The sequence below is a fragment of the Pseudoalteromonas phenolica genome (genome assembly GCF_001444405.1).
GTDB lineage: Bacteria > Pseudomonadota > Gammaproteobacteria > Enterobacterales > Alteromonadaceae > Pseudoalteromonas > Pseudoalteromonas phenolica.
This window is the reverse complement of the sequence record NZ_CP013187.1, coordinates 521895-546068: the sequence shown is the minus strand read 5'-3', so window position 1 is coordinate 546068 and position 24174 is coordinate 521895. Positions and strand designations below refer to the sequence as shown.

Annotated in this window: 18 protein-coding genes; 5 read left to right on the top strand and 13 right to left on the bottom strand. The window is 42.8% G+C overall.

The annotated features are described in order from the left end of the window. Positions 1 to 63 precede the first annotated feature (63 nt). A complete protein-coding gene (locus PP2015_RS02425; protein WP_058028758.1) occupies positions 64 to 2187 on the top strand; it encodes a TonB-dependent receptor plug domain-containing protein in 2124 nt (707 codons plus the stop codon). 93 nt (positions 2188 to 2280) lie between these two features. On the opposite strand, the gene PP2015_RS02420 is transcribed toward PP2015_RS02425, so the two are convergent. The 9 genes from PP2015_RS02420 to PP2015_RS02380 all read right to left on the bottom strand — a co-directional run bounded on the left by PP2015_RS02420 (position 2281) and on the right by PP2015_RS02380 (position 13991). After that, a complete protein-coding gene (locus PP2015_RS02420) occupies positions 2281 to 3966 on the bottom strand; it encodes a hypothetical protein (RefSeq protein ID WP_058028757.1) in 1686 nt (561 codons plus the stop codon). Between the two features lie 193 nt (positions 3967 to 4159). Continuing rightward, on the bottom strand, positions 4160 to 5131 hold the full coding sequence (locus PP2015_RS02415) for an LNS2 domain-containing protein (RefSeq protein WP_058028756.1): 972 nt from the start codon (positions 5129 to 5131) through the stop codon (positions 4160 to 4162). Between the two features lie 141 nt (positions 5132 to 5272). Continuing rightward, positions 5273 to 6751: a cytochrome P450 gene (locus PP2015_RS02410; RefSeq protein ID WP_058028755.1), complete on the bottom strand. Its 1479-nt coding sequence runs from the start codon at positions 6749 to 6751 to the stop codon at positions 5273 to 5275. Positions 6752 to 6754: 3 nt separating this feature from the next. Further along, a complete protein-coding gene (locus PP2015_RS02405) occupies positions 6755 to 7384 on the bottom strand; it encodes a chorismate--pyruvate lyase family protein (protein ID WP_058028754.1) in 630 nt (209 codons plus the stop codon). A gap of 23 nt (positions 7385 to 7407) precedes the next feature. Continuing rightward, on the bottom strand, positions 7408 to 8955 hold the full coding sequence (locus PP2015_RS02400; RefSeq protein WP_058028753.1) for an NAD(P)-binding domain-containing protein: 1548 nt from the start codon (positions 8953 to 8955) through the stop codon (positions 7408 to 7410). A gap of 46 nt (positions 8956 to 9001) precedes the next feature. Beyond that, a complete protein-coding gene (locus PP2015_RS02395; protein ID WP_058028752.1) occupies positions 9002 to 10549 on the bottom strand; it encodes an amino acid adenylation domain-containing protein in 1548 nt (515 codons plus the stop codon). Then, positions 10546 to 11688: an acyl-CoA dehydrogenase family protein gene (locus tag PP2015_RS02390; RefSeq protein ID WP_058028751.1), complete on the bottom strand. Its 1143-nt coding sequence runs from the start codon at positions 11686 to 11688 to the stop codon at positions 10546 to 10548. The genes PP2015_RS02395 and PP2015_RS02390 overlap by 4 nt, the downstream gene beginning before the upstream one ends. A 9-nt stretch (positions 11689 to 11697) precedes the next feature. Then, entirely contained in the window at positions 11698 to 12918 is a 1221-nt protein-coding gene (locus PP2015_RS02385; RefSeq protein WP_058028750.1) for an NAD(P)/FAD-dependent oxidoreductase, read from the bottom strand. Beyond that, positions 12918 to 13991, bottom strand: a complete 1074-nt coding sequence (locus PP2015_RS02380; RefSeq protein ID WP_058028749.1) for an alpha/beta fold hydrolase — start codon at positions 13989 to 13991, stop codon at positions 12918 to 12920. Before PP2015_RS02380 ends, PP2015_RS02385 begins: the two co-directional genes overlap by 1 nt. Before the next feature lie 232 nt (positions 13992 to 14223). Here PP2015_RS02380 and PP2015_RS02375 point away from each other — a divergent pair, with 232 nt between their 5' ends. The 3 genes from PP2015_RS02375 to PP2015_RS02365 are packed head-to-tail and all read left to right on the top strand — an operon-like array spanning position 14224 to position 16446. Continuing rightward, positions 14224 to 14814 carry a carboxymuconolactone decarboxylase family protein gene (locus PP2015_RS02375; protein WP_058028748.1) on the top strand — a complete coding sequence of 197 codons (591 nt, stop codon included), beginning with the start codon at positions 14224 to 14226 and terminating at the stop codon, positions 14812 to 14814. Positions 14815 to 14822: 8 nt separating this feature from the next. Then, positions 14823 to 15143, top strand: coding sequence for a 2Fe-2S iron-sulfur cluster-binding protein (locus PP2015_RS02370; RefSeq protein ID WP_058028747.1), 321 nt, complete (start codon positions 14823 to 14825; stop codon positions 15141 to 15143). Between the two features lie 46 nt (positions 15144 to 15189). Then, positions 15190 to 16446: an NAD(P)/FAD-dependent oxidoreductase gene (locus PP2015_RS02365; protein ID WP_058028746.1), complete on the top strand. Its 1257-nt coding sequence runs from the start codon at positions 15190 to 15192 to the stop codon at positions 16444 to 16446. A gap of 376 nt (positions 16447 to 16822) precedes the next feature. Here PP2015_RS02365 and PP2015_RS02360 read toward each other — a convergent pair whose 3' ends face one another. From PP2015_RS02360 to PP2015_RS02345, 4 genes are all read right to left on the bottom strand, one after another. After that, a complete protein-coding gene (locus tag PP2015_RS02360; RefSeq protein WP_083496494.1) occupies positions 16823 to 20017 on the bottom strand; it encodes an efflux RND transporter permease subunit in 3195 nt (1064 codons plus the stop codon). Then, positions 20017 to 21369 (bottom strand): efflux RND transporter periplasmic adaptor subunit, encoded by a 1353-nt coding sequence (locus PP2015_RS02355; RefSeq protein ID WP_058028745.1) that lies wholly within the window; start codon positions 21367 to 21369, stop codon positions 20017 to 20019. The genes PP2015_RS02360 and PP2015_RS02355 overlap by 1 nt, the downstream gene beginning before the upstream one ends. Further along, positions 21353 to 21997: a TetR/AcrR family transcriptional regulator gene (locus tag PP2015_RS02350; RefSeq protein ID WP_058028744.1), complete on the bottom strand. Its 645-nt coding sequence runs from the start codon at positions 21995 to 21997 to the stop codon at positions 21353 to 21355. Before PP2015_RS02350 ends, PP2015_RS02355 begins: the two co-directional genes overlap by 17 nt. 141 nt (positions 21998 to 22138) lie before the next feature. Further along, complete coding sequence (locus tag PP2015_RS02345) at positions 22139 to 23026, bottom strand: sulfite exporter TauE/SafE family protein (RefSeq protein ID WP_058028743.1); 888 nt, start codon at positions 23024 to 23026, stop codon at positions 22139 to 22141. Between the two features lie 404 nt (positions 23027 to 23430). Here PP2015_RS02345 and PP2015_RS02340 point away from each other — a divergent pair, with 404 nt between their 5' ends. Then, positions 23431 to 24102: a helix-turn-helix transcriptional regulator gene (locus tag PP2015_RS02340; protein ID WP_058028742.1), complete on the top strand. Its 672-nt coding sequence runs from the start codon at positions 23431 to 23433 to the stop codon at positions 24100 to 24102. Positions 24103 to 24174: the final 72 nt, after the last annotated feature.

Here is a 24174-nt window from a genome sequence, read left to right as displayed (position 1 = left end):
TGTGCCTATTTTACCTTTACTCGCTTTCCTAATATGAGCTCAAACGCCATTGAGGGAAATATCATGAAACGCCTTTTCACATCTCGTCTTTTAAAATTAAGTGCGGTTGCAACTGCATTGACTTTGTTTTTTAACAGCCAAGCAAGCTGTGCCAATGATGATGTAAGCAACAACACAGCCGCTAACATCGATACCTACGACGAGGGTTTCTTCACGCCATTTTCACCACAAAACCTGCGCGATATCTTAGAAAAAATTCCAGGAGCCAATAACCTGCTGTTGGCCATGAATAATAACAATGAAACCCGAGGCTTTGGCTCGACAGGCGAACAAATATTAATTAATCGACAACGCGTATCAGGTAAAGGCAATAGCATAAAAAGTGAAATTGATAACATTCAAGCCAAAGATGTTGATTACATTGAGCTGATCAGAGGGTCGGTATCTGGTCTTGATGTACAAAGTAACGGTTTAATCATCAATGTTATGCTTAAAGATGACATCAGCACCGCGGTATTATGGAATATAGGGATCACGAAAACAGACTCTATGCAAGGTAAACCATTAGGCTCTTTAGTACTAAGTGGTGGTGAAGGCGATTTAACGTATCGCTTTGGTTTTGAAAGAAAGCTCTACCCTACAAAAATAAAAATCAATGAGCTGTTTAGCTCTGCCGACAATGAGCCGACAAAACACTACAAGCGTGTTCGTAAAAATTGGTTCCGTGAAGACATATTCAGCAACAAGCTCAGTTACAAGCACGCTAACAACACCTCTATGACGCTGAACAGCATGTATAAAAAAATCTATCTGGATAGCGACTTTGACTCGACCTACATTCAACTTGCAGATAACACCACAACGGCGGATAACCTGACATTTGATTGGGGCCTACGAGAATGGGAAATTGGCGGAGATATCAGTCATAAAATTAACGACAAAAACAGCTTAAAGCTGCTATTTATCGAAAACCGCAGTAAAGCCAACGATCAACTTTGGCAAACCATTATCAATGGCGATGACAGCACTACGGCGGGATATCAACTCCCTCGACTTTACAGAGAATCAGAAAGCGTCGTGAGAGGCAGTTGGAAATACACACTCAACCAGCAACATAGCTTCGATTCTGGCGTTGAACTAGCTATTAATAAGCTCGATGAGAACCTGCAGTTTATTGACAACCAAGATGGTGTTTATCATTCGACTGAACTTAATGACATCAAAGAAACCCGCTATGAAGGCTTTAGTCACTATAACTATTCAATATCACAAGCTACTAACCTACAGGCTTCTTTGGTTTACGAGTATTCAAAACTGGATGTTGCTACTGATTTTAGCCTGCAAACCGATACCTTTGAGCAAGCAACCAGTGGCTCAACCCGTTCATTTAATTACTTAAAACCACGTATTAACTTACGCCATGATTTAAGTGACGCCATTCAATTACGTACCAATTTAGAGCGAACAGTGAGCCAATTGAGATTAAATGACTTTGTGCCTCGCTTTAACCGAGAAGAGCAGCGATTAGAAGAAACCAACCCTAACTTACGCCCAGAAGTCAGAGACGAGTTGTCTGTAAGTTTTGAGCGACAGTGGCAAGCAACTTCAGGTAGTCTGACTCTGACACCGTATTACCATAAGATCACTGATCTCATTGTTGAGATCCCATTAGTGAGCTATTCAGGTGAAGGTAATGTTGATAACGCGAAAGAATATGGTGTGAAACTTGAGACTGATTTTGGCCTCGACCCTATTGGCCTAAAAAATACTATGGTTAGTGTCAGTTACACTTGGCGTGACAGTGATATGCGTGACCCATTTACAGGTCAGGACAACAAAATAGCGAGACTAAGCGATAACGAATGGCAAATTAAAATCAATCAAACAGGGCCTATCGAAAACCTTGATTGGAGTATGACCTTACAAGATAGAAGCATCTCACCCTTTGCTCGCTTTGACTACACCAGTACATTAGACAATAAGCTATGGGCAAGAATGGAAGTAAATTATAAGCTACCATCAAACTTAAAGTTAACGCTTAAAGGCGATCGCTTACTGAGCCGAAAATCAAGAAATATCAGAACTCGTTACGATGGCTTATTTACTGAAAATAGCATTTTACAGTATGAAGACCGTCGCTTTGAACGCTCACCGCGATTTACATTACTATTGAGCGGCCAGTTCTAACAGATCTTTTTCGCCTGAAAAAGGCACGCTTATTAGTTTCGTGCCTTTTTAAACCTCTAGGTATTTAGCTAGTTTTTAAAAAAATAAATAAAACTACTCTAAAATCCACTTTGAGTGCTGTTTATCTGCACTACCTGTCGAGGTTAGTTGAGGACGCTGCTTATCTTGGTTATACCAAAAATACTGTTGCCAATAAGTATTTTTAATATTCCAAACGCCTCCTTGATAAACAAACTCGTACTCCGCCTGTTTTGGCGAATTCCATAATTTGCCATATCCTGATGAAGACCCACTATAGCTAAAGAACAATGCAGGTGCTTGGCGACTTCGTAAATAGTAACGCCCCTCACTTGCAGGTACTTTGAGCCACTCCACAGGGTTATTCTGCGCTGTGGTTAAACGCTCATTGTTGTTTAAAGCCGATACTGACAACGCCTTACCATCTACAGCTGACTTGATCACAACCGCTTCGCCACTGTCAGCTTGCTGCTTAGTCGGTTGCCAGTCGTTTGGTGGTGTTTGCCAAGTAAGTGACTTCCAGCGCCAGTTATACGGCATTCCCATATAATCATCGTACAGATCTGCGTATCCGGGTTCTGCTTCAATGTTATATAAGCACTGACGACGCTCAGCATCTAATTGCGCAACACGCTCAGCTTGATTGGTTGTGCCTACATTTAATTCACCCATACAGGCTTCAAGTGTTTTGCCTGTTCCAGTTTCACCCGGGGCGAGTACATAGGTATGATCTCTATGTTGCTGGTTGTCATACCATGCAAGCATCGCTTGTTCATCAAACGACAACCAATTGTCGACCAAGGTTTGTGCTTCTTGCCTTGCGTAAGCTTCACGTGCGTTTTTGTCTACGGCCATAGTACGGATAAATGCCGCCCACAAGTCTTTGCTTGCCTCTAATGCTACCAATGCAACAGGCTTCATATTACTTGCAGAATATGAATCCCACCCTGAATCAAGGCGAGTATTTTCTTGCCAGATCACATCACCACTACTGAAATCGAGCACATCTTTAGTGTCATGTGTGTGCTGCTCTGCACCTTCTGAACATAAATAGGCTTTTACTTGCCATACTTTTTCGTAGTTATCCGCTGGTAAACGTACTGTGTGCTCCGGGCTAAATGAGTCTTGGAATAAGTGCACCGCTCGACCAAACAAAAAATAGTTATGATCCACTTCTGTTTTAGCTGAATAACCTCCACCATCCCACACTTGAATGCGTTTTTGCTCTGCCATTGCGGCATTAACAAAGTGTTCAATAAAGCGTTTTTGACCTCGGTAAGCGGCATCTACACCTCCTTGACCACCTATGTCATCATAACGACGCATAAAGTGATCTTGTTGAAGATCGGCAGGTTCTTGCGAAATAGCACTAAAGCAGTTTGGTCCAGTCGGATCCGTACTCGCATTCGTCACATTAAACCCAGCAATGTCCACCCAGCGTTCGCCCACAATAGCTGCATAGATATCATCATACTTAGGTTGGTAACTCGAATTGTCATTACTTTTAGCTTGTATGCGCTGTACTTCATCATACGCAGCAGTTAAGTCAGTGCGCTTCGCCAGCCCTTGCTGCCAGTGGTATCGAGGATCATTAGGATCAGTTTGAATGATGTGCTCTTGGTCTAGTAACTCCAGTGCCGCGGTACGTGTGAGCCATTCGTGACCCATTGGCATGATGCCACCGCCACCTAGTTGCGTGAACGCACTTGCTGACGTCGCACCTAGCAGTGCAAGACTAATACTCAGTTTTTTGATATTCATAATTTTCCTTATAAAACAGGCTTAATAAGCTTTTTACAGCTCATTTCCTTAAGCCAATAAAAAATCACGCGCATAGTAGAGCTAAAACTTTAAAGTTACAACTATGTTAATAAAAGTTTAAATGGAATCAGTAGCGTTTTTTGATAACAGCCCTAAGCGGTTGGGGGAACTTAGGGCTGGAGTGAGTAAAAGATTACTGGCAATTCGCGTTAGGGAAGTTGCTGACGTGAGTCGCAATATGATCTGCGTAACTGTTATTTAAAATCGGCGTTGTGCCATAATGACCCGCATCTTTACCTATGGTAAAGCTTTGAGATGCACTCAACCCAGATTTGATAAATGCTTCGGCATCCGTTTTTGCATTGCCATAAGCACGCACAATTTTAATGCCGTTCGCTTCCAGCTGATTAATCTGTTCTGTCTTGTACTCAGCAGTACGGAATAAACTGGTTTCATTGCTCAACGATGTGCGCAGATAACCTTGAGGCAAGCCCATCCAAGATAGCCACTTACGCGTACCTTTGGCATACCAATAAACACGCGCAGTCAGATAAATAGGCTGATAACCTAAATCCAAATAGCTACGCGCTAAGGTATAAGCCTCATCCTTTGCATCAGCATAATCTATGCCTGTGTAATCACCAATTTGCTCGGCATCAGACTCTGTTAATGTGCCATCAATGTCGAATAATACCGCTTCTGTATTTGGCTCTACGACCGTCAAGAAACCTTCTGTGCCAGAGCCATCGGCTGGAACGCCCGCATAAATACGGTATTGGCCTGCAGACATGCCTGGTAAAGATAAAGTCGCTTTGCCATCGCTGTTTGTGGTCGCTGTCGATACATATTGCCACTGTGCATCATTTTGACCACGAATATAAAACTTCACTGTTTCAAACTCTAAGTCTTTATGCGCCACACTGCCGTAATCAAACTTAGCAGTTACAGTAACAGGCTTACCTACAGCGACAATTTCATCGTGGATCATATGAAAGCTTGGCAGCCAAGTAATAAAACGATTTGACCAGTTTGTATATTTACCGGTTTCAAAGCTGGGCGCTTCAAAACGCTGCTCCATCAAATGTGGTTGCGGGCACTGTGGTAGTGCAAAAGCCGAGGCTGCGCTCAGCAGTAGCGGGGCAAAAAGCCATTTATTATTGTTCATATTCTTTCCTTAAGTAAAAACATCAATTACTTAGAATAGAATAAAAACTCAACGTTACAATTTTGTTAAATATAAAATAAAAACTTAATTCATAAAAAGGCCGCGTACTTTTTAAGTTCACGGCCTTTTATGTATGTATAATTAGGCGTTGCGCGATTTAGCCACGATTTCGACTTCTTCAGGTACTAAAAACACCCCTGAAATCGCTTTAAGATTTGCTTGCTTCCCTTCAGGCAGACTAAATTCAAACTTATGCGCTAACTGAGCAAACAAGGTATGAATGATGTACTTACCAAAATGTTCACCCAAGCAGCGGCGCTGACCTAAACCAAATGGGAAAGCTTTACCCAATTGTTTTTTGCTCAACTCGCCATCTTCATCTAAAAAGCGTTCAGGCATAAATTCATGCGGGTTTTCCCACAGCGTTTCATCTCGGGTAATACTGTAATTATTAATCACCAATGGCGTGCCTTCGGCAAGAAAATAACCGTCTAATAACGTGTCTTTGCTGGTTGCATAGTTGGCCGCTGGCATAGATGTAATTGAACAATGACGCAATACCTCACTAATAAATGCCTGTGTGTAAGGCAGATCCGCTTTGTGCTTATTCAATGGCACCGCGTTTTTACCCACCACTTCATCGAGTTCTTTTTGTACTCGCTGTTGCTGTTTTGGAAAAGCAGCCAAGTATAACAAGGCCCAGCGCATCGCAAATGCACCAACACCGCCACCAGCTCCCGCGACTTGAGTCAGTGAACCGATGACAATTTCTTTTTCATCAATGTTCAAAGCGGCTTTCGTTTGCTCATCGACACTGTCATTTGCAGCAAACAAATAATCACATAAATCACGATACTCGCCCGGTTTATAATCGGCTTTACGACGATCAACATTGAATGACACGTATTGATCAAGGGCGTTTAGGTTGCCGCTAAATTTTTCAATCGCATCACCATACTGAGCGTAATATTTCTCTTGTAGTTCAGTAGGCATCAACTCGTAACGCGTGCTGTTAATAAAACCATTTGGTAACCAACTTAAGCTTTTCTCGTCAAACAGACCTTTTTCAAACTCACCAAATCGATCATCAAACATGACCTTGTGTAAAAAGCTAGCAAGCTTAATCGATACTTCGCGATTTGGGTCAAATGGCTTGCCCTCGTCGGCTTGCCATACCGCTGCGATATCTTCAATCTCAGTGGTCATCCATTGCTCAATGCTATCCCAGCGCGTGGCAAAATATTCACGCATGGCATGGGCAAACACCTTACGGTGTACCTGCCAAGGCTCGCCAGCTTCTAGCTCTAAAAAGTGCTTTTGTGGTGCCACCTGAAGAATTTTATAATCGGCTCGTACATTGAACACGTCATTTTGTGTAACCAATGCTTCTTTAATGTATTGATAGCCGTTTAATACCACCAAATTGCCCTTGGCTGTTTCAACCGAGTAGATATCACCATATTTCTTTGATAGAGATTCGATAATTAGGTGGTAATCCTCCCCCCAAAAAAACAGCTGTCCGTCTTCGCTGTTAAATGGGATGTGGGGAATACTCGGAGTCAGTTTGTTAATATCTAAATTGATTTGTGGTTGCGCCACGACGCTGTCTGTATTTTTCATTGCTCAAATTCCGCTGACTAAAGTTGGCGTTGCAGTGGTCGCTGCACTCGCTGTGAATTGCTCTGATTGCAGATACCAAACGAAAGGAAATTTTTCGGTGATCCGGAAGATCTTTTTACCCTGAGAGAACACTAAATAGGTGCGATATAACACCAAGTCATGGCTTGAAATCGCAAAGTGAGGTGCTAGCTCATTGGCATATTCAAACCCCCATGACAGCAAGGTTTTATAAGTTTCTACCTGAAACTTTTCCCAAGCTTTGCCGATGGGGATCTGAGAATGAGTCAGGGCACGAGAAAAATTCACGTTCATGTTGCCGTGATAAACCAAGGAGTCGGCATATAGATAAGGCAAGCCTGAGGTCTCGCCTTGCAATAAAATAACCCGCCTTTGGCAATGTATTTCAGCTTGTTGTTCACTCGACGTTGTGGCGATCGTGTCACTATCAACATCGGCTTCAAACAGTTTATTCACCACCAACTTTTCATCGACAATACTTTCGATTAATTGGGTTACTGTGCCATCGGTACCTAAAATGATTTTTTGCAAATGGCTTAAACGACTTAAGTTAAAGCGGTGTGGTAGCAATGCATCATCTAGATTACACAAGCACTCATCGGTTAGTCGGATCATAACGTTTTCCCGTCCCTGAGCAGCTATTTACTAAGCTCACGTAAGCCATCAAGGCGTAAACGTGAGAGTAGTTTTTGGGTGATCAAAGCCAACTCAAAATGAATGATGCGTGGCCAAGAACTGATATTTGGAAAGCCTAATAAAAACGATCGCGCTGTATGCGTCATTTTATTTGGACCATCTAAACGGTATTGCGCTGCAAACTGCGGGTTATGCAAAAGTTTTACGCGCAACAATGGATCTTTAAACAAGCTTGGGATCTCAGGCATGCAGCCGACCAGCTTTGCCATAGAATCCATGTAATGGCAGTAGTTCACCAAAGAGGCCACATGTGGGGTGATCTTATACTCCGTCTGCCAGTGCTCAGTATCGTATTTAATGATATCGACCATTTCTGATAGCGGTGGTAATGATTTCTCACCACTGGCCAGTTGCGATAAGTAACGACACTGCATTTCAGCAATGACTGGAATACCCCCTTGTTGCGGACGAACAAAACCGATAAACGACAGTGAGTCACCCATTTCAGGAATAAACATTTGTTTATACAAGTCACGCATATTGCTGATGCTGACATCTAAGAATGGGAAGCTCAGCTGATAGCCGGTGCAAAATACCACAGCATCAATTTCTTCACGCGTGCCATCTTGAAACACCACAGCGTTTTTTTCAAAACGCACAATGCCACCAATGTTAGGCACAACTTTACCATCGGCGATTGGCCTGAATAGTCGCTCATTTTTAGTGACGGCCTGATGGTGAGAAGGGCCTGATTTTTTCAGCCACTCGCCTCTGATCCGTACATGATCGTTACGGCTATTCACATACTTAGTGAAAATGCCTTTCGTGATCCCACCATGATAACGATGTGGTAATTTGTTCACGATGCGTGATGTTAACCAGCTGGTATCTATGGTGAAGTAAGGATCTTCTTGGAACGCCATATAGCGCGGAGCCACCGCTGGGTAACGGCGCAATGATAAGATACATTTACTCGCAACTTCTGAAATCTCAGAAGTAATGTCGGCACTACTTTCCCCCAAACCGACACATAACACACGTTTACCGGCATATTTGTGCTTATCGCGGTAATCATTCGAGTGCTCAATTTCGCCCTCGAACATATCTAAACCAGCAAGCTCAGGCATTTTTGGCTTTTGGAAATGACCCGAGCAAACGGCAACCATATCAAAGGTGTCAGTTTGTTCAGCCATGCCATGTTTCGTGGTGACCTGCCATTTTCCCGCTTGCTTTTCTACCTTTCGTACTTCGTGATCGTAATGAATGTATTGACCTAATTCGAAGCGGGCAAGGTATTCGCCTAAGTAATTAACATATTCTTTTTTAGACCAGAACTTCAGCTTTTGCTGGCTCGGTACATAATCTGAATACGCCATAAAGTAATTAGAAATGGTTAGGTGCAAATCTTCATAGATTTTTTTATCGGCAAATACACCACCAAAGCTTTCTGCTTTTTCAAAACAGACGACCTCATGGCCTCCGTCTGTAAGCTGTTTGATGGCGGCAATGCCTGATAAACCAGCACCGATGACTGCGATTTTTTTTCTCATTTTTCATTCCTTGTTTAACTAGGAGGTGCCTGCAGATGCAAGCGTGTTACGCCTCGCTCATCGTGATCTGGGTGTTATTTTCAGATCCCGATTGAGCAGACAACCCAGATAAGCATTGACGCGATAATTTTCCGTTGCGATTACGAGGCAGTGCATCGTGCACTATCACCTGCTCAGGCAACATGTATTTAGGTAAACGTTTGGCACAGTGAATTTTTAGCGTTAATAAAGATGGCGCATCACCCTCTACGGCAATATGCGCATGGAGTGTTTTTTGGCTGCTGAGCTCAACTAAACACTCTTTCACTGCTGGGTGCTGGTAAATAGCGCGTTCAACTTCACCAAGATGAACCCGATAACCATTCACTTTCACCATATGATCTTGACGACCGACATACATCAACTCTCCCAGCTCATTGAAATAGCCGATATCACCTGTGTTATAAGCTTCTGATTGCAGTTCTGCGCGTCCCCAATAACCGCTGAAAACAGTCGGGCCAATTACAGTAACAAACCCTTGCTCGCCCACAGGCAGTGCTTTACCTTGTTCATCACAAATTGAAAGCAAAGCATTACTGGCTGGGTAACCTATAGGCAGCTTGTCTGGTACTACCCGAGGGACTTTGTAGTAACTACATACATTGGTTTCGGTTGGGCCATAAAAGTTGTAAAGCTCGGCATCGGGAAACGCTTCGCGAAGTTGTTTCAGCGGTTTAATCGCAAAGGCTTCACCGGCAAAAATAATGGCTCTAAGCTGCTGGCAACGCTCTGCAAAGTCAGCCTCAGCTTCTAGCATCATCACCAATGCGGTCGGCACGGAATACCAAATACTGATCTGCTTTTGGGCGACAAATGACACTAATTTTTGTGCCACATAGCTGTCGATTTCAGACACCAAATGAACACTTGCGCCTGATAACAAAGCCACATAAATATCCAGCACTGATAAATCAAAATGCCAGGGGGCATGATTGGCAAAACGATCTTGCACTGTTGCATTGAGTTTATTCGTAGACCATTCAATAAAGGCAAGGGCATTTTCATGACTGATCTTGACGCCTTTTGGCACACCAGTTGAGCCAGATGTGTACAGCATATACGCCAAATCTGTACTTTTACCCTCTTTTGGTAAGTTGAGCTGGCTTGGTTGCTGAGCAGAAATATGCTGCCACGTGTGTACATGTAATACAGAGCTAATTAGCGCATCTTCGTCTAATACCACAAAGTCGCATAAAGCATTATCACCGCGCTGATATTGACTAAACTTCGCTTTATTGGTGATCAATACCTTCATGTCGCAGTCTTGACGAATAATATCCACACGCACTTTCGGATTCATTGGATCGATTGGTACATAAACGGCATTGAGTTTACTCACCGCCAACATGCCAGCCAAAGCTCGACATGACTTATCACACCAAAGCCCTACTCTATCCCCCGCTTTAACGCCGATTTTTTGCAGCAGCACTGCAATTTGAGTTGCCCTGAGTTGTAATTCACCATAACTATACGACTCTGTGCTATCGCTCACCGCCAGTGCTTGTTCACCAGCGCGCACTAAGCCTTGAGTTAAAACTTGATTGAGCAACTTCATAGCAGGCCCAACCTGTTACAGATGAGCTCTCGTTGAATATCAGACGTACCTGAAAACAGCACCGACCCTAGGGCATCACGAATGCTGCTATCTATGCCGCTTTCTTGTAAGTAACCGGCCGCGCCATGAATGCGAATAGCGTCAATACCCGATTGCACAAATGCTTCACTGATGGCTAATTTACTTGATGCCACTGCTTTGGTGTTATCAACATCTTGCGACTTTTGCCAAGCCGCGAAATACAACAATAAGCGCGCACTTTGTAAACGTACTTCCATATCAGCAATACGATGTGACACCGCCTGAAATTTACTGATGGTTTTATCGCCCTGCTTACGGGTATTGGCAAACTCAATGCAGCGCTCTAAATCGTTCTGCATCACACCAATGAATAAAGCAAATAGACAACAACGCTCCCAATCCATAGAAGCGGCAAAAATACGCGCCCCCTGCCCTTCACTGCCTAGTACATAGTCCTTATGCACTTTTACCTCATCAAAAAACACTTGATTGAGCTGCGCCGAGTCAAGTCCTAACTTTTTGTAGCTTTTTCCCACTTCAATGCCTGGTAAATCAGCAGGCACAACAAAGGCTGTTTGTCCTAAGTAGCCAAACTTTGGGTTAGTGGTCGCATAGAGAACAAAGTAGTCGGCCACACTGCCATTAGTCACATAAGACTTGGCACCATTGATGATGTAGTAATCACCCTCTCTGGTTGCCTTGGTCGTTAATTTGCCAATATCTGACCCTGCTTCAGCTTCAGAAATGGCATTCGCCGCAATTTTCTCACCACTGGTAAGTGCCGGTAATAATTCATGTTTAAGTGTTTCACTACCATGTTCATAAATCGGCATAACGCAAGCAAAGGTGTGTGCAGCACCGGCAAATAAAATGCCGGTATCTGCACAACCTTGACCAAGACCCTCTAAAATTTTAACTGTGGTTAAAATGTCAAAACCACTGCCACAAGGCGAGTAGCGGCTATCTACGGGTAAACCGTAGTAGCCAAACTCACCCAGTGATTGCCAAGCTTCCATTGGAAACTCGCCAGCAGAGATCTTCGAAAAGTCGAGATCTCGTGCAAAGCTCAAGGCGTGCTCATGTAATGCGAGCTGATCCTCATTCCACGCAAAGTTCATGATCTATCCTCAACCAGCCATTTGTTTGCGGTCGTATTCTTCAATGGCATTTCTAAAGATGGTCGGTGCTTTCCATCCTTCACAATCAAAGCAACAGCCACCTAATAGACGGATAACTTCATCGCGTAAATCAGGGTTTTGCATTTGATAGCCAAAGAAAATTGGGTAGATCCAGAAATAACGAATAAGATCTGCAGCAATTTGCTGACCGCCATTACTCCAATCGCGGTATTCGTAGAAAGGCGTTTTCCAATCGTTACCATCGATAGCACGCTTAATGGCATCCGCGGCTTTAATGCCCTCTTTCATGGCGAATGACACACCATAAGAGAAAATTGGATCTAAGAATCGATGCGCATCACCGATACATAACCAACCATCTCCTACAAACGGCTCAATACGGTAAGAGAAGTCTGCCATAGATTGCGACTCACCTACGCGCTCTGCATTTTTGAAACGGCGTCTGATCTCAGGGCTGATATGCTCCATCCCCCATTCGATGGCATCATCTGGGTTTTTACACTCTTTGTAGTACAAGTCTTTCGGGATCACTATTCCTAGACTGTCTGTGTCTGGCGAGATTGGAATGATCCACGACCAGTGATACTGCTTTGAATATAAAATGGTGGTATTCGTTGAGAAAGGCGGTAAATCGCGCTCAACATTTTTATAATGTGCAAAAGAAGCGATCTGCTGTGAAAAGAACTCAATTTCACGTTTGCCGGCAATGCCTTTGCGCGATAAAAAGGTATTTTGACCACTGGCATCTACCAGTACCTTTGAGCGTACTTGATGCTCAACGCCATCGGCTTTATAAATCGCGCCAACCACTTTTTCTTCATGCTTGATCACGTCTTTAACTAAGCCTTGCTGATATTCAACGCCATGCTCTAGGGCTCTTCGCTTTAGCATGTTGTCAAAGTCGCTACGGCGTACCTGCCAAGTCGGCGCTAAAATAGGAATAAAGAACTCATTCTTTGATAGCGAACCAATCACATTCACACCAGGTTTATCAGGGAAACCTGCTGCATTCATTTCATCCGCCAAACCGAGATCACGAATGATCTGCCCAGCGTTACCAGTCAGTGACTCACCAATGTGAAAGCGCGGAAACTCATCTTTTTCGATACATAAAACCGATAAGCCTTTTTTGCGACACTCTATACCGCATAAGCTGCCTGCTGGGCCACTGCCAATAATAACAACGTCGTAACTTTTAAACTGATCCATTACATTGCTTCCCTATTTAAGAAATCTTCCACTACCCAAACAAACTCTTCTGGGCGTTCAGAAGCCGAGAAGTGACCACAGCGAGAAAGGCGAGTAACACTGGCTTTATCAAGAAGCTCAGCGGCTTTTTCACTCCATTCTGGAGGAATAATTTGGTCGTGATTACCTGCAACAAATAAAGTAGGTACCATCACCCCATCAAAGGTTTTCGCGATAGACTGACGCGCATAGTCATCTAAGAAGCTGTGATAGGCAGGGCGAGACAGAACATCATCTAGTAATGACTCTAAGGCTGGCGTCATCTTTGGTGGGTGGTAATAAGCGGCTGCCAAGAATTGCTCTGGGTTTGACGACATTTTCTTTAAATCGCCCCACCAATTTTCGACGTCTTCAACTAAACCAAAGCCACTACAAACCAGGGCTTTTACTTTCTCAGGGAAGCGACGTGCAATCTCGGTCGCAATCATGCTGCCTGCGGAGTTCGCCACCAGCACCCACTCTTGCTCTTCAAGCGTTGCAAGGTATTGCAATGTAAACTCAACATGATCAACATAAGATGGCGCTTCATTGGCACTTTGGCTCAAACCAAAACCCGCTAAATCAAGCGCTACAGCATTGTGACGACCTTGTACTGATCGCAACGTGGAAGACCAAGATGTTGAAGGGTTGCCAAGTGCAGGGAGTAAAATCCATAAAGGACCATCGCCTTTAACTCGCAATACATGCTGCTTAAAGCCTTCACCTGCATCCACCAGCTCACTCTGAATGCCATAGCTTTCCTGTAACTTGACCAGTCGCTCTAGCTCAGATACCGATTGCTCAGCCTGCATTTCATCTTTTGCGCTTAAGGTGTTAATAAGCGCTGCAAGTGTTTCTATATTCTCAAAATGCACAGGGGTAATATCGTGCTCAGGGATCTTCGCACCGTAACGCTGATCTACATGCGCAAGTAATCTCACCATCGATAGTGAGTTTAAAATACCTAGCTCTAAAAGCGGTGTGTGCTGATCTAAATCAGGCGCCGCACCTTCAAGTAATTCGTTATTTATAAAGTCGATTAGTTCTTCAATCATGCTAGTTTCCTGTCTAGTCTTTGCAAATCCTTCAGCCACGACTTATTTGCTTTGAATAATAAGCGATGCCGCGAATGTTCGGGTTCAGTTTGAATCTATTAAAAACCTTACAGGGAATGTTGTTATAGCCATATAGCCCCTGTGGACTATGGCCTTGATCCGTTGGGACTATAGGAATGTTCTACGCTTAGCTATACCTTGATGGCTCGCTATCACAGTTAGGAAGACTGCAATGCAGCAAACTAAAAACCACTTAGTCAGCCCGGTTAGTCGCGCTGATATTCCTGAGTTAGAGCCCATTTTGCAGGGTATTGAGAACAATCTAGGGTTTATACCAAATGGTATTTTGACCATGGCTAAAAACCCAATGCTAGCTAAAGCATTTGGGCAGTTGTTTGGATGCTTAAGCCAATTTGAGCACATAAGCACAGAACTAAAATGGGCAATTGCCACCATCAGCTCCAATGCTGCGGGGTGCCAATATTGTCAAGGGCACTTCTCGCATATCGCCAGTCGCGTGAATGTGAATCGTGCCAAAGTCTTGGCCGCATTTGAATTTGAAACCAGCATTTTATATGACGATGCTGAACGCGCAGCACTTCGCTTTGCATTTGCAGCAAGCACCTCGCCTGCTCATCTAGAAAAACACCATTATGACAACTTAGGTAAGCACTTTAGTGAAGCGGCAGTCATTGAGATTTCTGCTGTCATCGCCATTTGTGGCTTTTTAAATCGCTGGAATACCACCATGGACAGTCAACTAGAGGCCGATCCGGCGGCTATCTTGGCTGAAATTAATCAACTTAGTCGTTTTTCTGTGTAGGAGTTGTTATGCCTGAAATTACTTTTATTGATTTTAGCGGCAATGAAACCACCATAGATGTGCCGACAGGCACATCTTTAATGCAAGCCGCGATGGAAAACATGATCGACGGTATTGAAGCTGAGTGTGGTGGTTCTGGCAGTTGCGCAACCTGTCATTGTTACTTAACAGACGACTGGCAAGGCAAAGTAAACGAACCAAATAGCAGTGAAGCAGATATGCTAGAAATGGTCTCAGAGCCGACTGAATTAAGTCGTCTAAGTTGCCAGGTATTAGTGTCTGATGAACACCATGGCTTACAAGTGAGATTACCTGAATCTCAATACTAGAGTCTGAGCAATCTGAATTTTTGTCACAAAATTAAGGGATAACATCATGGCAAGATGCATCATCATTGGCGGCGGACATGCTGGCGCGCAAGCTTGTATTAGCTTAAGGAAAGAAGGCTGGACTGACGAAATCGTTTTGATCAGTGATGAACACAGCTTGCCCTACCATCGCCCTCCGCTTTCTAAAAATTATTTACTGGGTCAGGTAGATGAAAAAGGCTTATTAATAAGACCTGAGCAAGCCTACCAAAAAGATAACATCACCCTAAAACTACGCACTCGAGTAGCAAGAATAGAGCCCGCTTTACAAAGTGTGGTACTGCAAAATGGTGAGCGTCTAAGCTATGAACACTTGCTACTCTGTACTGGCAGTCGAGCGCGTAGAATTACTTGTTCAGGCAATGAATTAAGCAATATTTTTTATATTAAAACCCTAAAAGACATTGAGCAGCTAGCCGCACGGCTAAGCACAAATAAACAACGTATTGTGATGGTTGGAGGGGGCTACATTGGTTTAGAAACTGCAGCTGTACTCAATAAAATGGGCCATCAAATCACTCTACTAGAGCAAGCGCCGAGATTGCTTGCTCGCGTTACCGCCCCCTTTATTTCTGAGTTTTATCAGCAGCTCCACCAACAACATGGCGTAGAAGTACATACCAACACACAAGTTTTAGCATTCACCGGTGAGCAAAACGTGACTGGAGTGCGCTGTAAAGCATTAACCCAATCAGACACAGCTGAGCAGTATTTTAATGCCGATTTAGTCATTGTTGGTATCGGCGCCGAAATTAACACTGAACTTGCTGAACAAGCAGGATTACTCGTGGAACAAAATGGCATTGTAGTCAACGAACTATGCCAAACCACAGATAAAAATATTTATGCTGCGGGCGATTGCACCATAGGTATAGAACATCACAGTGGCATTGCAACACGTATTGAATCTGTGCCAAATGCGTTAGCACAAGCAAAAACAGCTGCCGCGACTATTTGTGGTAAACACCAAGCGGTGACGTCAGTACCTTGGTTTTGGTCTGATCAATACGACTGTAAAATTCAGATCGCGGGCTTAAATCATGGCTATGACAACACCGTATTACGTCAACATTCATCAAGCAGTTTTTCACTGTGGTATTTAAAACAAGGTCGCATCATCGCAGCTGACTGTATTAACACGGCAAAAGATTTTATGGCTGCAAAAAAGATCATAGATAAAAAAATCTCTCTGCCTATCGACGTGATAGGCAATACCGATATTGATTTGATAAAGCAGCTTTCAGGTCGCTCCCAAGCTATTTAATCTAAGTTCTGGTTATTTAATTTAATAAAGCAACTTTAAATCACTTTTTAACCAACCTAATACCAATACTCTAAATTAAGCGATCTATTTTGAGGTAAGGAAAACGTGTCGATAATGAAGCGGAAATTTTGCGATTTAGTTGTCCTAAATAAGAAATTTTCAATGAAGTTAGCGTCAGTTTTAGTCCATCGAAATGATTGAATATTTTTGAGGGTTGGTATAACTAAGCCTAGTGTTTGAGCCCGTTAGGGCTCTTTTTTTAATCTAAAAAAGTCTAGAAACAAAAAGGCCACAGCAGTTTACCCCGCTGTGGCCTTTAAGCTTCTTCGTTCAGTGCAGACTAATTTTGCAAGTTCTTAATTAAGCCGAACTTTGGTTAAGCTTTTACATTCCCCTCTATCCCGTGCTCATTAACCACACTAACTGAATCAGTACCATGATGACTGTGATAAGGCTTTGCTACCCCAAAGTCTTCTAAAATGCTGTACAAGCAAGGTAACACAAGCAGTACCAAACAGGTTGAGGCCAAAATACCAAACACAATACTGGTCGCCAGTGGAATTAAGATCTGCGCCTGCAAACTAGTCTCGAACAATAATGGCGTCATACCTGCTATTGTGGTCACAGATGTTAACACCACTGCACGAAAACGGTCGTGACTTGCTTGCGCAGCTGCATCGTGTACTGACAAACCTTCTCTGACACGACGCTTCACAAATTGGACTAACAAAATAGAGTCATTAACAACGATGCCTGCCAATGAAATAAAGCCCATTAGCGAGGGCATCGAGAAGTTAATGCCCATAATAAAGTGACCCAAAATAACGCCTATCATGGCAAACGGAATAGACACCATGACGATTAAAGGCTCTACATAACTTTGGAATTGCAAAGCCAATAGCAAGAAAATACCTACCATGCCGAGTAACATAGCGCGGCGCATAGACGACTGGGTGATCCCCGCATTTTTGACTTCACCTTCGATACTGTAAGTCATATCGGGAAAACGAAGAGTGAGTTCAGACAACCAGCGCTTTTCAACATCTTTCACCACAGCAGAAGCGGTATTCAGCTCGCTATCGATATCAGCGAACACCGATACTGTCGGCATATTATTCACACGATTGATCACTGCGAGCCCTCGGGTTTGTTCGATATTAACAAGAGCAGCAAGGGGAATGGCAACTTGGCTTTTTGGATGAATAATAAGAAAGTTATCAAAGTCACTGTATTCGTCCATGCTTTGCTCTACCAGCTTAACCGTCACTTCGTAATTCTCGAGCCCGACATGAATGTCAGATAATTTACTGCCTTGAAATGCAGGCCTAAGTTGCTGTGCTATGTCCGCAGAGGTAATACCCGTAACTAATGCATCCGGTTTGAGCGTCAAGGTGAACTCAGGTTTGCCCGGTCTCAAATCGTCAGTAATGTTCTGCACTCCTGGGTAACCTTTTAACCAGTTTTTTAGTTCATAGGCTGCCTGACTCAGCTGTTCTATGTCGTCAGACTGTAGACGAATATCAACAGCCCTGCCCTGAGGACCCAATTTTGGCTCTTTGAACGATAAGCTCAGCGCCTCTGGCACATCACCTAGTTCTTTACGCCATAGATCCGAAAAAGCCTGCAAGTGGGTATTGCGCTGCTCAGCACTGAGTAAATCCACTGAAATATAGGCCAAGTTTGCACCTTGATCTTGGTAGTCCGGGTTTTCCCCATAGACTACCGTACTGGCAATCACCAATTCACCCTCTTCTTGCTCACTGAGTTTTGCATTGGTGCGCGCCAAAGCTTGCTCAATCTTTTGCATGGTTTGCTGGGTTTTAACCAACGGTGTGCCATTCGGCATTAACAAGCGCGCTTGCAATACATCACCATCAATATCAGGGAATGCAGTAAATTTCAGAACGCCAGAGACTAACATACTCAAAGACAATAAAAAGGTGGCAATCACTGTACCGAACACCAAGTATCGATAGCGGATCAACACATGGTTCAAATGCAATATCTGCTGATTCCAATGGGTAAACTTAGTTTCAAATCGAGCCCGAATGGACCCAACACGTTGCGCCCATTTTCCATCTTTGCTTTTACTTTGTAAGGCGTGGCTTAAGTGGTTCGGTAAAATAAAAAAGGCTTCTACCAAAGAAACGGTGATAACAGAAATAAGCACTATGGGGATCACTTTTAAGATCTGCCCTAAATTTCCCTCAATAAAGATCAAACCAACAAAAATACATAAAGTGGTGACAAATGAAGAACACACGCCAGGCAAAACGACTTTAGTGCCTTGAAGTACAGCTTCTTGCACCTTTAAGCCTTTTTCAATATGTGAACCAATAGATTCCGCAATCACAATAGCATCGTCCATTAAAATCCCAAGCGCCAATAACAGCGCCACCATAGAGAGCATATTGATTGAGATCCCTAAGTGCATCATTAGAAAAAAACTCGCTAAAAATGACACAGGTAAACCCATCACTACCCAAAACGCATATTTGAAAGAGAAAAACAGCCACATCACAAAAAACACCAACAGCAAACCTTGCCATGCGTTAGTGATCAACAGGTTGATCCTGTCTTTTACTAAGCTTGTATTGTCGTTGGTCAAGGTTAAATGCACACCACTTGGCAAACTTGTTTGTAACTTTGCCAGCACCGCTTCGGTGGCATGTAACACCCGTAGGCTATCTTCGTTGGTGTTCTTTTTAATAGTGATAATGGCTGCAGGCGCACCGTTAAAAAAGATCTGCTTTTCATCGCGTTCAAACGTATCGCTAACTTGCCCTAAATCTGCGATGCGTACATGATTACCCTGTGTACCTGAACTCACCACTACATCTGCCAACTGCTCCGCAGAACGTCGTTCATCTTTAATACGAATTTGTGTGTCGGCTTCTGAGGTTTCGAGCACACCGAGTGGTAACTCGACATTCTGCGCAGTTAAACGCTGACTCAAGGTTTGCAAACTCATGCCGTATTGTTGCAGCGCATCTTGTGATGCTGTCACGCGCAGTTGATGTTTAGAAAAGTCATTGAGTTCAACAATCGGAATATCTGGATGGCGCAATAAAGTGACTTTAACTTGCTCAGCTAATGCTTTTAACTCAACGCGCGATAAACCGTTGTTCACTCCATTTTGTGCCTCATGAGTGGTTACTGCAACACTCACCACATCTTGTGTACGTCCTCGCTCATTTATGGTCCATTGCTCTACCTGAACTGGAAAATCATCTATGGTGTCGATGGCGTTTCTTACGTCAGTGCTGAACTGCTCAAAATCGCCTTGTTCAAACATTTTGACAGTCATCTGGCCAACATTTTGCCGTGCTACACAATGTTTTTCTTCCAAAAAACTGATCCCATCTAACGCACTTTCTAAGCTTAAACAGATCTTTTGTTCGACATTTTCTGCACTGGCACCTGGGTAAGGCACCACGATATCGAGCTGGTACTGGTTGATTTTAGGTAAAGTTTCACGGTGAATTTGCGGTAGACTGACTAAACCAATCACGATAAACAGCAACATCAAGATATTGGCTGCTGTGGGGTGTGCAGCAAAGAAGCGGATCATTATTGCGGCTCCTTCACTGATGTCACCGCCAATGCGGTATTTTCTGGCACTAACTGTAATTTACTGCCTGCGATAACAGGAAACAGATCAGTGGTGATCAGTTTCGCACCGACTAAATTCTCATCTTGAAATAAGAAATAATTTTGCTGCTTCAGCGCACTTCGCGTATCAAGCTTTTGTAATGTATTTTGTGCATCTGCTAGAAGCGCATAGCGACCTTTTACTACCGCCCTCGGCACCGCAATGAAGTTTTGCTCTGCGGCTAATAATGTAACTTTTGCGCGCATACCAGCCAATAGAGGCGGCTTATTTGCCAGAGTGATATTTTTATAACTATCATCAATAGTGACGACTACCCCAACGGTTTGGCTTTGTGGGTCTATTTCATCACTCATGCGAGCAATTTTAGCCTGCCAGCGCATACCCTCATGACCCAATAACTCTACCTGAGCTTGCAAACCTTGTTCGGCAAAATAGGCGGCCATACCATGTGCTGATACCGCATTGATATTAGGCGGACGTTGAAAGAACCCCGTAAATTGATGAAAACCGTCAAAGGTGAATTGGGCATTTATTTGTACTTGCGCCACATCGCTGGCACTGAATAACGGCATACCCATAGTAACCCATTGCGATTGCTCAATATTCACTTTATGAATACGGCCTGTGAATGGCAATCGAACTTGTGTGCGTCCTATCGCGAGCTCTGCCTGTTTCACGTCGGCTAGGGCTTTATTAACTCCCGCCTGTAGAGCTTTGATCTCTAACGGCAACAAACTTTTGGTATTTTCGTTACGTTGTAAATCTTGCTGTTGCAATAGAACTTGTTGTTGAGCTCTGTCTAGCTCATTTTGAGAAATACTTTTTTGCTGTAATAAACTTGCTAAACGCTCATATTCACTTTGCGCTATTTTGAGTTTATTGCGGCTAAGTTTAATGTCGAGCGCATTATTTAACTGTGCGGTTTTTTTCGCTGCAAGTTCGACCTCTGCAGCCGCTAAGTTAGCGTTAGCTTTAGCTAATTGGAGTTGGTAATCACTATCGTCTATCGATATTAATAATGAGCCCTTTTCAAATAACTCTCCTTTTTTTAGTGCTGGATGTACATAGGTGACCTTACCCGATACTTCGGCAATGCTATTAAATTGAATATTAGGCTCTATGCGTCCAAAGCCCACTATTTCTGGCTTTATTGCTCGCTGGTGAAGCAACTGATAATGTGCCACTTGACCGTCATCAGTCGCTGGCTGATGCTGCATTGACGCATTTAATTTAACAATGATAACAACTAATAGAACGCCAATCGCAACTGCGATAGGCAAGTTCCTTCTTGCACTAAAATTCCACCTCATGAGTTTGTTGCTCCTTTAAGCCAAAAATAAACTGTAGATATAATTCCTTTACACGCTGTTCGCTTTGAATGTCAGCATCTTCGATTTGCCAAGCTTGCTGACGAAGTGTTTTAAAGATGTAAGGCGACACCAGTTGTGTCATTAGTGAAAAAGCCGCTAACTTGGCTTTTTTATTATCATCAATGCCAACTTCTTGTTTGATTAACTCAGGTAAAAATTGCGACACTCGCTCTGGAAACGCACTCATAAATGCCTGTGCTAATGGTGTGGTTTTATTTAGAATTTCTTCCGCTAATAAATGCACAAATCCGGGGTTGGTTTGCAAGATTTGATTAAACTGACGCATAAAGTGATAAACAGGGCGAGCTTGTGTATACAAATCATCAAAGTGGGAAAATTGCTCGTCAGCTAAGGCTTGGATCAGTTCTACGAACAACCCCTCCTTACTCTCAAAGTAATATTTGATCATCGCAGAGTTTACTTTTGCCTCGGCAGCTATTTCTCGAATGGTGATCTGGCTATACGACTTCACATTGAGTAAATGTTGTGCAGCGATAATCAGCTTTGCTTTTTGCTCCGCTTTTTTAGTTTCGCAAACAGGCCTTCCTCGAGTAACTTTTGTTGTCATTTTATTCTCTTTATATTTAATTAATCAACCGGTTAATTAAATATAAAGTTCATTATTTAGTCAACTAAAGATTATTTTTTTATTTATAGAATAGATACTTATGCTAACTCTCTTGATTGCGAGTGCCAGTGAAGATTGCTTTTACTGCTGCCATAGTTCATAGCCTGTAAAGAATACTTCTAGGCTGATTAACAACAGTAAAAAACTCACTAATTGGCCAACTTTCACTTTTGAACAAACATAAGCTCCGAGCGGTGCGCCAACAACAACAATAGGAATTGCGGCCAATAGATATTGTTCAATTTCAGGCGTAATCGCATTGAGATGCCAAGCATTAATGGCGCTGCCCACCAATGAAGTAAATGCCATCACCACCACTGAAGTTGCAGTGGCTTTTTTAATGTCGGCTTGGTAGGCAATGATAAGCAAAGCAAATAATGCGATATCCGAACCAGACCCGACCAAACCACTGGCAATACCGCCAACAAACCCAACTAATAAAAAACGCCCTAAGCTTGGCTTTATATGCTCAGCACTCGGTTGATGATGTGCTTTTCGCCACCAGCGCAGCACCATGGTAATAGCAAAACATAAGAGTAGAAAACTGAATATCGATTTAACCAATAATCTCGGCGCGAAAGGAGCCACATACAACAAACTGATTGCCACGCCTAAAGCCGACATTGGCAATGCCATCAAAACGATGTTGGTATAAATAGGGATACGCCGGCAAAAAATGGTGATTGCTGCCGCAGTCATACCAAAACTCTGTATGGCCAAAGAAAAGACTTTAGCAGTAGCAGGCTCTATACCTAAAACTTTAGTCATCACTGGAAATGCGACGGCGCCTCCACCTAAAGCTGTTCCACCGGCCACAAAAGAGCCCAATGCCATCGTTAATGCGATCTCAAATTCATGAATTATTTGCAACAATGAGTTGGAAAGGCCTTGTAGCCAAATCAACGCAGCATAAATCAACACAGTAAAATAAAATGGCCATGACGATGGTCGCCGTAATCTTTCAATCATATTACACCTTGATCCCTTTCAATCGCCCATTAATTCTAGCAACGTGCGTCTTTACTTCGTATAGTCTGATAGGACCATCTATGGCTTAGAATTCTCATTAAGGTGGAAAGAACACACTACTTATTCAATTTAAATCCCCTTCTTTGAGCAAGTAGCAATTTATGTTCGATTCTTCTTCATGTCCCTATTTTGCTCGTTTCCTATCCATTTTTATGACAATTTCTAAAGATCAGCGGTTTATTTTATTTCATTCACAATTTCTTCACTTTTAATTGCTATCAATTCCGCATCCATGCTTTAATTAATCAAGCGATTAATTAATTATGAATTTAATAACTACGCCGTCTATAAGATTAATGTTAATAAATTCATTACCTTGACATCGTATTTTAAGGAGAATGCACATGTTTTTGGGTTGTACTGAAGAGCTATCGAGTATTTTAAAGGCCATAGAGCTGTTAAAAACATCTATAAAGGACCGTTCTTTTGATCTCACTATTTTTGAAGAGGTTATGTTTTTTGCTGAAAAAGAAGCGCTATACATTGCACTAATTGATAAATCTAACTTGTCTGTAAAAGCTGATTATGCCGTCGCATTCTCACCAGATCTGCAACAACAACTTCTTAAAAGCATAAATTGCAATAAACTAAATAATATTAACTTGCTAAAAAGCTATACCAAAGCTAGAAACCCGCTATCTGATATAGCGACATATGATATGGATAACCAAGATTCTCGGTTCGCTACTATGGTGGCATTTAATAACAAGCGCTCAAACACATCAGCCCCAGCCTCTTATTTAATTGAACTTATTTTACCTTATCTACATAAAGCACAGCTCTTTAGGTATGAATCAATGCGGGCATTTAATTCACCCATTCATTTACTTACAGGGCGTGAGAAAGAAGTGTTAGATTGGATTTCATCAGGTAAAACCAATGGAGAAATTGGTATGATCCTAGGGATCAGTCAATATACAGTGAAGAATCATGTCGCGAAGATTTTAGAAAAATTGAACGCGCCTAATCGTTCGGCAGCAATGGCATTAAATAATGAGTTAAATATATTAGTTTAATAACAGTTTCTTCGATACATGTATTTAGGTCAGGGAAAATACCTGACCTAAAATCAATATTTATCAGCTAAA

Bases quoted from the DNA above. Each gene is read 5' to 3' on its own strand.
- PP2015_RS02380 (WP_058028749.1), bottom strand. From the start codon at position 13,991: ATGATTGAAGAACTAATCGACTTTATAAATAACGAATTACTTGAAGGT.
- PP2015_RS02340 (WP_058028742.1), top strand. From the start codon at position 23,431: ATGTTTTTGGGTTGTACTGAAGAGCTATCGAGTATTTTAAAGGCCATA.
- PP2015_RS02415 (WP_058028756.1), bottom strand. From the start codon at position 5,131: ATGAACAATAATAAATGGCTTTTTGCCCCGCTACTGCTGAGCGCAGCC.
- PP2015_RS02410 (WP_058028755.1), bottom strand. From the start codon at position 6,751: ATGAAAAATACAGACAGCGTCGTGGCGCAACCACAAATCAATTTAGAT.
- PP2015_RS02390 (WP_058028751.1), bottom strand. From the start codon at position 11,688: ATGAACTTTGCGTGGAATGAGGATCAGCTCGCATTACATGAGCACGCC.
- PP2015_RS02365 (WP_058028746.1), top strand. From the start codon at position 15,190: ATGGCAAGATGCATCATCATTGGCGGCGGACATGCTGGCGCGCAAGCT.
- PP2015_RS02425 (WP_058028758.1), top strand. From the start codon at position 64: ATGAAACGCCTTTTCACATCTCGTCTTTTAAAATTAAGTGCGGTTGCA.
- PP2015_RS02370 (WP_058028747.1), top strand. From the start codon at position 14,823: ATGCCTGAAATTACTTTTATTGATTTTAGCGGCAATGAAACCACCATA.
- PP2015_RS02400 (WP_058028753.1), bottom strand. From the start codon at position 8,955: ATGAGAAAAAAAATCGCAGTCATCGGTGCTGGTTTATCAGGCATTGCC.
- PP2015_RS02355 (WP_058028745.1), bottom strand. From the start codon at position 21,369: ATGAGGTGGAATTTTAGTGCAAGAAGGAACTTGCCTATCGCAGTTGCG.
- PP2015_RS02405 (WP_058028754.1), bottom strand. From the start codon at position 7,384: ATGATCCGACTAACCGATGAGTGCTTGTGTAATCTAGATGATGCATTG.
- PP2015_RS02360 (WP_083496494.1), bottom strand. From the start codon at position 20,017: ATGATCCGCTTCTTTGCTGCACACCCCACAGCAGCCAATATCTTGATG.
- PP2015_RS02395 (WP_058028752.1), bottom strand. From the start codon at position 10,549: ATGAAGTTGCTCAATCAAGTTTTAACTCAAGGCTTAGTGCGCGCTGGT.
- PP2015_RS02375 (WP_058028748.1), top strand. From the start codon at position 14,224: ATGCAGCAAACTAAAAACCACTTAGTCAGCCCGGTTAGTCGCGCTGAT.
- PP2015_RS02350 (WP_058028744.1), bottom strand. From the start codon at position 21,997: ATGACAACAAAAGTTACTCGAGGAAGGCCTGTTTGCGAAACTAAAAAA.
- PP2015_RS02345 (WP_058028743.1), bottom strand. From the start codon at position 23,026: ATGATTGAAAGATTACGGCGACCATCGTCATGGCCATTTTATTTTACT.
- PP2015_RS02385 (WP_058028750.1), bottom strand. From the start codon at position 12,918: ATGGATCAGTTTAAAAGTTACGACGTTGTTATTATTGGCAGTGGCCCA.
- PP2015_RS02420 (WP_058028757.1), bottom strand. From the start codon at position 3,966: ATGAATATCAAAAAACTGAGTATTAGTCTTGCACTGCTAGGTGCGACG.